Origin of the sequence: Methylobacter sp. (assembly GCF_030680395.1) — a bacterium.
Lineage (GTDB): Bacteria > Pseudomonadota > Gammaproteobacteria > Methylococcales > Methylomonadaceae > Methylobacter_A.
This window is the reverse complement of record NZ_JAUXVR010000008.1, coordinates 56699-65053: the sequence shown is the minus strand read 5'-3', so window position 1 is coordinate 65053 and position 8355 is coordinate 56699. Positions and strand designations below refer to the sequence as shown.

Genomic DNA, 8355 nt, shown 5'->3' with positions numbered 1-8355 from the left:
CGTTGAAATGTTTATCGAGCATTTTGCCGATGCCCATGCCGCCGCCCCAGCCGTCGCTTGCATCCCGGTCGCCGCCGGTTCTGACAAACGAAGCGAACGGCGCGATGTACCAACGATCATCATCGAAGCGACGGTCATCATGGGATTGACGGTCATCATCGAAGCGATCGGCAGCCTGTGCCAACGGTATGAAGCCCACGATGGTTAATGAGGCAATGGTTAATATTTTTTTTCTCAGCATAATACTTTCCTTATTGTATGTTTATTTTGACTTTTCATGAGCTGTTCTTTCAAATTGCTCTCGTTATCTTATTTCTCTTGACACAATCTTGAACGGCGATTACGTTAATATCATCCCTATAGAAAACGCTCCTTATAATAACAGTTTGTTGTTAAAAAATCTCAAAAGTAGCTTAACCGCAACAATAGTAGCTCGTCTGTGCGGTACCGCACATAACTACCTTGCAAACAAAAATACTTATGTGTTTTTTTAAAGTGAGTAACAACTCATCACATATTATGTTTAGCCCATGCTCAGACGCGTTTCACTGCTTGCTGCTTACCCAAAATATGCAGCTCTTGGATATTTCAAGAATGAATGTCATTTTACTGGAGTAGTTGCGTTAAGCCGTACACGACTTTAAATTTGATGCCGGATGTTTCAAGTCCTTCATACTTCACCTATTTAAAGACTCTGCGTAACTATGCGTTATTTTAGAATACTGCGAATTTAAACGCCGATTGGACAAACAAGGAGCTAAGTTTAAGCAAGGCAAAGGCCGCTACTTATATATTGAGCTGGACAAACGCTATAACCATTCTGTCTTTCCGTCCCACAACCTGTAGGATACATGCACCGCTGGTTAACGCCATCAAGGATGATGGGTAACCCTATGTAGAGTTACCTATCCGACAAACCGGAAACATAACATCAGTAAAATAACCACATTCCCTCAACAGCACTTTTCACTGTTTGCGCCCTTATTTGCCGCCGGTTTCCTGTAAATTGCTTTCTGACCACTTTGGCTGCTCCGTTTTTATGCGCCCATGCGATAAACACGATACCAACCGGTTTCTCCGGTGTTCCGCCATCCGGCCCGGCTATGCCGGTCACAGCAACTGCAACATCGGCATCGCTATACGCTAAGGCACCCGCTGCCATTTCCGTTGCGATCTCGGCACTCACCGCACCGTATTTTTCCAGTGTCTGCGGACTGACAGCCAACATTTGCACTTTTGCGGTATTACTGTAAGTGACAAAGCCTCGATCAAACCAAACTGAACTACCCGGTACTTCGGTAATCGTTTGGGCAATCCAACCACCGGTGCAGGATTCAGCTGTGGCTATTGTTTTGCCCTTCTCTTTCAATAAGCGACCCAGTTGCTCAGCCAGTTTAAATAATTCAGACTCCATGATGTGACCTCGTGCGACTTCGGATAAAATAGGCTCATGAGTATAAAACAAAAAACAACCGACCAGCACACACCAATGATGCAGCAATTTTTACGCATCAAATCCGAACACCCCGATACCTTGTTGTTCTACCGCATGGGGGACTTTTACGAACTATTTTTCGATGACGCCAAAAAGGCCTCGCAACTGCTGGATATAACCTTAACCAGCCGGGGACAATCGGGAGGCCTGCCGATCCCTATGGCGGGCATTCCTTATCACGCGGCTGAGGGTTATCTTGCCAAACTGTTAAAGCACGGCGAATCAATCGCAATATGCGAACAAATCGGCGATCCGGCAACGTCAAAAGGCCCGGTCGAACGTAAGGTGGTGCGCATTGTGACACCCGGCACTGTCACCGACGAAGCGTTGTTGGAAGACCGCAAAGATAATCTGTTAGTTGCAGTGTGCTCTTTCTCGAATTCCAACTCAACTACGCAACACGGCATCGCCAGCCTGGATTTAACCAGCGGCCGTTTTGTGTTGCAACAGGTTGAATCCATCGATCAATTACTAAGCGAAATCGGCCGACTTAACCCTGCCGAACTGCTGTTTAGCGAGGACTGGCCGCTGCCTGCAAGCTTAAAACAACGTAGCGGCATGTGCAGAAAGCCGCCTTGGCATTTTGAAGCCCAAAGCGCCAAACAGCTGGTATTAAAGCAATTCAATACGCTTGATTTGAAAGGTTACGGTTGTGAGAACATGCCCGCCGCGATTGCTGCTGCGGGCGGTTTACTGCAATATGTTAAAGACACCCAACAAAGCGCGCTGCCGCATATTCAAGGCATCCGTACCGAGAGCACTGATGACAGTATTTTGCTGGATGCCTCCAGCCGCCGTAATCTTGAACTGGATTTCCACCCCTCAGGGCAACTGCAATACACGCTGTTCGGGGTACTGGATAAAACTACAACGGCGATGGGAAGCCGCTGTTTGAGACGTTGGATCAACCGGCCGTTACGCGATCACGACGTCCTAAACAACCGCTATGCCTGTATCGATACCCTGCTTAATGTACTTTTATATCGGGATATTCAGACGCATCTGCGGCAAGTCGGCGATATTGAGCGGATCAGCTCCCGTATCGCATTAAAATCGGCGCGTCCCCGAGATTTGCTGGTGTTGCGCAATACCTTGGCAATTCTGCCCACGCTGCAACATGCGCTTTCCGGCTGCGACAACACTCAGCTTGCGCAGTTATGCGAGCAGATCGGTGAACAGCCCGAGATATTAAAACTATTGCAATCTGCCATCATCGACAATCCGCCGGTGCTGATCCGCGACGGTGGAGTGATTGCGCCCGGCTATCATCCGGAACTGGACGAGTTGCGCAACTTGAGCCAGAACGCAGACCAGTTCCTGATTGACATGGAAAATCGCGAAAAAGCGGCGACCGGCATCAGTACGCTGAAAGTCAACTACAACCGTGTGCATGGCTACTATATCGAGATTTCCCACCTGCACTCGGAAAAAGCCCCCACACATTACACCCGCAAGCAAACCTTAAAAGGCGCCGAGCGTTATATTACCGAGGAGTTGAAATCGTTTGAAGACAAGGTGCTCAGCGCCAAGGAAAAATCGCTGTCTTTTGAAAAAGCCTTGTACGAGGAATTGCTGAATCTTATCGGCGCATCGTTAATCCCGTTGCAACAATGCGCGGCCGCACTGGCTGAGCTGGATGTATTGGTCAACTTTGCCGAACGCGCCGAAACCTTGAATTTATCGCAACCGACGCTGGTCGATCAACCCGGTATAACCATTGAAGCCGGTCGGCATCTGGTCGTTGAGCAGGTTTCGGATATTCCTTTTGTGCCTAATGACTTATCGTTTTCCAATCAACGAAAAATGCTGGTCATTACCGGCCCGAACATGGGCGGTAAATCGACCTACATGCGTCAGGCGGCGCTGATCGTGTTAATCGCCCATATCGGCTGTTATGTCCCTGCCAAGTCTCTGGCCTGCGGTCCTGTCGACAAGATTTTTACCCGTATCGGCGCGTCTGACGATCTGTCCAGCGGCAGGTCTACTTTTATGGTGGAGATGTCGGAAACCGCCAACATCCTGCATAACGCCACCTCAAAAAGCCTGATCTTGATGGACGAGATCGGTCGCGGTACCAGCACCTTTGACGGGTTGTCTTTAGCTTGGGCTTGCGCCGATCATTTGGCTAAAGAAACTCAAGCGTTTACGCTGTTTGCGACGCATTATTTTGAGTTAACCACGCTGCCCGATGAACACAAAACCATCCATAACGTGCATTTGGATGCGATGGAGCATGGCGACAAGATCATTTTTTTGCATGCGGTCAAAGATGGCCCGGCCAGTCAAAGCTATGGCTTGCAAGTGGCGTCATTAGCGGGTGTGCCTCGTTCGGTAATTGATAAAGCCAAAACGAAATTACGGCACCTCGAAGACCATGCCTATATTGAACAACAGACGGAAACCGGGGTTAATCAGCTGGATTTGTTTTCATCTAAAGAATGTCATCCTGTGGTGGGTTTGCTGGAAGACATGAACCCGGATGAACTTAGCCCGAGACAGGCGTTGGAGTTGCTTTATCGACTAAAAGGGATGGTGTAGCGCTATCAGGGTATTACAAGAGCGGCTGAAGAAGCCGCCCTCTCATTTCAAATAATCTGCTTATTTTTGACCTTTTTCGTCTGCGAGTGCTTCTACCAACTGCTTTGCCGGCAGATAACCGGGAAAGATATTGCCTTTCTCGGTAACAATCATCGGTGTCCCTTTCACTTCAAAATCCTCAGCCAACTGCATGTGCTCATCAATCGGATTATTACAGGTTTTAGCCGGTGGTGTATCGCCTTTTTTTGCTGCTGTTAAAGCCGCTTTGCGATCATCGGCACACCAGACCGATACCGCTTTGTGGTATGAGTCGGAACCTTTGCCGGCCCTTGGGAAAAACAAATACTGGATAGTAATGCCTTCGGCCATGTATTGATCGATTTCCGAATGCAGTTTACGGCAATAACCGCAGTCAATATCGGTAAAGATGCTAACCGTATATTTGCTTTCTTTGGGTTTGAATACGATCATTTTATCCAGACCGAGTTTGTCAATGGCCTGCTTGCGAACACCGCTCAATTTTTCTTCGGTTAAATCTATGCGCGCAGCAACATCGACCAAGTGACCTTGAACTAGATACTTACCATCATCGGAAACATAAAAGATATTGCCGCCCACTGTAACCTCATAAAGACCACTAATTTCAGAAGGTTTAACCGACCCTACTTTTACCGACGGCATGGATTTAGCCAGCGCTTGCCTGATAGCATTTTCATCTGCATGTGCGACCGATAAAGTCAGGCCGAGTAATGATAATGCGGCCATCTTAATAACTTTTTTCATAATATTCCTAAGTTGTAGGGCAATCCCTTGTGGTTGCCCTTAATTCAAGTTATTCGGATAAAAGGGCAACCGCAAGGGATTGCCCCTATACCTTATTTAAAGCAAGCGCTCAACATCCAAAAACATAGCCAATGCCATCAATGACACAAGCAATGCAATACCGATTTGTTGAAAGAAAATTTGCGCCCTCTCCGAAACAGGACGGCCTTTAATGCCTTCCAAGGCAAAGAACAGCAAGTGTCCGCCATCCAGTACCGGTATCGGCAATAAATTTAATACGCCTAAACTGACGCTGATCAAGGCCAAATATTTTATAAAGGGTACCAAGCCCATCGTGGCAGACTGTCCCGCATACTGGGCAATGCTGATAGGACCGCTTAAGTTATCTACGGAAGCCTTGCCAACCAGCATTTTTCCCATCATTTTCAAGCTGGTAATGGAATAATAATAGGTGGTTTCGAAGGCAACAGGTATCGCTGCCAGCGGCGACAAGGAATATTCAACGCTCACCGACTTCATCAGTTCTTCCGGTATATAAACTGAAGCGCCGACTTTACCCTCGGTATTTTTTCCGACAAGCACACTTTTAGGTGTAATGGTTGTAGGTAAACGTACACCGTCGCGCTCAATCTCCAGCTTTATTGCAACATCGGGGTGACTTTTTACATAATTCACCCATTGCATCCAGTCGTTCATGATTGTGCCATCAGCGCTCACAATCAGGTCGCCTTGCTTTAAACCGGAAGCGAGAGCGGCGCTATCGGGAAGCACTTTACCTATGATGGGCTGCAATTTTGGAGACCAAGGTTTAAAACCTAATCGTTGATACAATACATCAGGGGTTTCACTGTCTTTATCAGTGAGCTTAAGCGTCCTGATAGCTTGCTGATCGTCAAAGCTTTTTACCGTAACCTTTATGTTCTGCTCCCCATCAAGCGCTGAGGACACTAACACGCTCATTGCCTCAGTCCAGGTGGGTGTAGCCTTGTCGTTAACCGAGATAATCTCCTCGCCTTCGACAAAACCTGCGGCAGCGGCTAATGTGCCTTGCTCTACCGAGCCGAGTATCGGTTTTATGCCTGTCTCGCCAATAACCAGCACACTCCAAAACAAAGCAACAGCGAGTATCAGATTAAATAGGGGGCCTGCAGCGACTATTGCCGTTCTGGCAAATAAAGATTGGCGATTAAAGGCGTACGGCAAGTCTGCCTTCTTAACGTCGCCTTCCCGCTCATCGACCATCTTGACATAACCACCCAGTGGAATTGCCGATACCACATACTCTGTCGCATCTGGATTTTTCTGGTACGACCATAAAACCTTGCCAAAACCGACTGAAAACCTGAGTACTTTTACCCCGGCTTTACGCGCGACCCAGAAGTGTCCGAATTCATGAAATGAAACCAGGACACTTATAGCGACTATGAAATAAAACAGCGTATGCAGAAAATCCATCAATTATTAAGCTCTCCAATAATCTGTGTAGACATTAACCTGGCCTGTTGATCCGTATCTAAAATAATTTCCAGGGTATCGGCGGCCTTGGCCTCGAATTTTTTCATGCAGCGTTCGATAATAACCGGAATATCGGTAAATCTAACATGTTCATTTAAAAATGCTTCTACTGCAATTTCATTGGCCGCATTTAAAACAGTCGGCATGATGCCGCCTGCGTCAATAGCCTCATAGGCCAAACGCAGACAGGGAAACCGTTCCAGATTAGGCTCATGGAAATCCATACGCCCGACATTAAAAATATTCAGTGGTTCAACGCCCGAGTCAAAGCGCTCCGGCCAAGCCATCGAATAGGCGATAGGTATACGCATATCGGGATTGCCCATTTGCGCCAAAACCGTTCCATCCACATAATCCACCATCGAATGGATAACGCTTTGCGGATGAATGACCACTTGTATCTGATCTGGGGTCATATCAAATAAAATACAAGCCTCGATCATCTCAAGACCCTTATTCATCATCGTTGCCGAATCCACGGAAATTTTTCTGCCCATATCCCAGTTAGGATGAGCGACCGCTTGATCCGGCGTTACATTGATCAATTGATCAACAGGCATTTCCCGAAAAGGACCGCCCGAAGCCGTCAATAAAATACGTCTCGCTTGTTTCGCCGGCATACCGGTTTTGTAACCGGCAGGCATGCACTGAAATATCGCATTATGCTCGCTATCAATAGGCAGCAATTGCGCTCCCGACTCAGTAACGGCCTGCATAAAAATCGAACCCGACATCACCAGGGCTTCTTTATTGGCCAGCAAGATGGTTTTACCCGCTTTTGCCGCAGCAAGACTCGGTAATAAACCCGCCGCACCGACGATGGCCGCCATGACCGAATCGACGTTGTCCAGCGTTGCAACATGCTCCAGCGCCTTGGCGCCGGACAACACTTTTATATCTGCAATTGTCGAATTTTTAAGTTTTTCTTCAAAGGCTTGAGCCTTTTTCTCATCCACTACGACAACAACTTCAGGATGGTGTTCCAGACATTGTTCATAGAGAGTATCAATATTGGTATTGGCCGTTAACGCAATAACTTTATATTGACTGGAATGTCTGGCGACTACATCTAAAGTACTGACGCCAATCGAGCCTGTCGCTCCGAGTATGCAAATGCCTTTCATGACATAAGCCCAATCACTGCTATACCGGCATAAAAAAATGGAACTCCAGCAATCAGACTATCAATTCTATCCAGAATACCGCCGTGACCGGGCAGTATTGAACCGGTATCTTTGACGCCACGCTGACGTTTGACCACACTGAAAAACAAATCACCATAAATAGAAATCAACACCGTCAGCACAGATAACAGTATAAAATCGGTTATCCTCATCCAGACAAAACCATCACGATAGCCATAATAGCCAATAAAAGCAGCAGCCCAAACGGCACCGGCTATTAAAGCACCGTACATACCTTGAACCGTTTTGCCTGGGCTGATTTCGGGCGACAACTTGGTTTTACCGAATTTCTTGCCGGCAAAATAAGCTGCAATATCCGCTGTCCAGATTAAAACCAGAAAATACAAGGTCATTTCCGAACCATAAAAAGCTCTTAATCTGCTCAAAAATAGCCACGTTGCAAATAAAACAAGCCAGCCTATTAATGCCTTATAACGGCTTCTCATTTCCAACTTTAAAACCCCTGCAGGGGTGTTTCTGATTAATATCATGACCAATATCCAAAACAGCACCGGCGCTATAACCAGCCATTCCAGAGCACCTGAATAATCCCGCACATCAGGCCAATCCAATACTTGCGCAGCCAGTTCCAGAAATTGCGTCCAAAAATGCAGCCATAACATAGGCAGAATCAACGCAACTAAAAATAATCCGCGTTTAAACGGCGAATTAATGCCGATAAGATTAGTCCATTCCCATGCCGCTAAAAGTGTGATTAGTCCTATGAGCAATGAAAAATACTCCGACGGCAGCTGGAAAACAGCAAGTACAACCAGAGGAACCAGAATTAATGCAGTAATAATTCGCTGTAGTAACATTTTTATAATTATTAGATGAAGT

The 8355-nt window shown here is 46.9% G+C and carries 6 protein-coding genes and 1 pseudogene; 1 reads left to right on the top strand and 6 read right to left on the bottom strand.

The window, feature by feature from the left end:
- Positions 1-241: pseudogene (locus tag Q8L79_RS04980) on the bottom strand (OmpA family protein); the annotation flags it as partial.
- A 690-nt stretch (positions 242-931) separates the two neighbouring features.
- Positions 932-1414 carry a CinA family protein gene (locus Q8L79_RS04975; RefSeq protein WP_305268518.1) on the bottom strand — a complete coding sequence of 161 codons (483 nt, stop codon included), beginning with the start codon at positions 1412-1414 and terminating at the stop codon, positions 932-934.
- A 36-nt stretch (positions 1415-1450) separates the two neighbouring features.
- On the opposite strand from Q8L79_RS04975, the gene mutS reads away from it, so the two are divergent.
- Positions 1451-4033: a DNA mismatch repair protein MutS gene (mutS, locus tag Q8L79_RS04970; RefSeq protein ID WP_305268515.1), complete on the top strand. Its 2583-nt coding sequence runs from the start codon at positions 1451-1453 to the stop codon at positions 4031-4033.
- A 60-nt stretch (positions 4034-4093) separates the two neighbouring features.
- Here mutS and Q8L79_RS04965 read toward each other — a convergent pair whose 3' ends face one another.
- From Q8L79_RS04965 to Q8L79_RS04950, 4 genes are all read right to left on the bottom strand, one after another.
- Positions 4094-4816: a DsbC family protein gene (locus tag Q8L79_RS04965; protein WP_305268514.1), complete on the bottom strand. Its 723-nt coding sequence runs from the start codon at positions 4814-4816 to the stop codon at positions 4094-4096.
- A gap of 96 nt (positions 4817-4912) precedes the next feature.
- A complete protein-coding gene (gene rseP, locus Q8L79_RS04960) occupies positions 4913-6271 on the bottom strand; it encodes an RIP metalloprotease RseP (protein ID WP_305268523.1) in 1359 nt (452 codons plus the stop codon).
- Positions 6271-7455: a 1-deoxy-D-xylulose-5-phosphate reductoisomerase gene (gene ispC, locus Q8L79_RS04955; protein WP_305268512.1), complete on the bottom strand. Its 1185-nt coding sequence runs from the start codon at positions 7453-7455 to the stop codon at positions 6271-6273. The genes rseP and ispC overlap by 1 nt, the downstream gene beginning before the upstream one ends.
- Positions 7452-8333: a phosphatidate cytidylyltransferase gene (locus Q8L79_RS04950; protein ID WP_305268511.1), complete on the bottom strand. Its 882-nt coding sequence runs from the start codon at positions 8331-8333 to the stop codon at positions 7452-7454. Before Q8L79_RS04950 ends, ispC begins: the two co-directional genes overlap by 4 nt.
- Positions 8334-8355 lie beyond the last annotated feature (22 nt).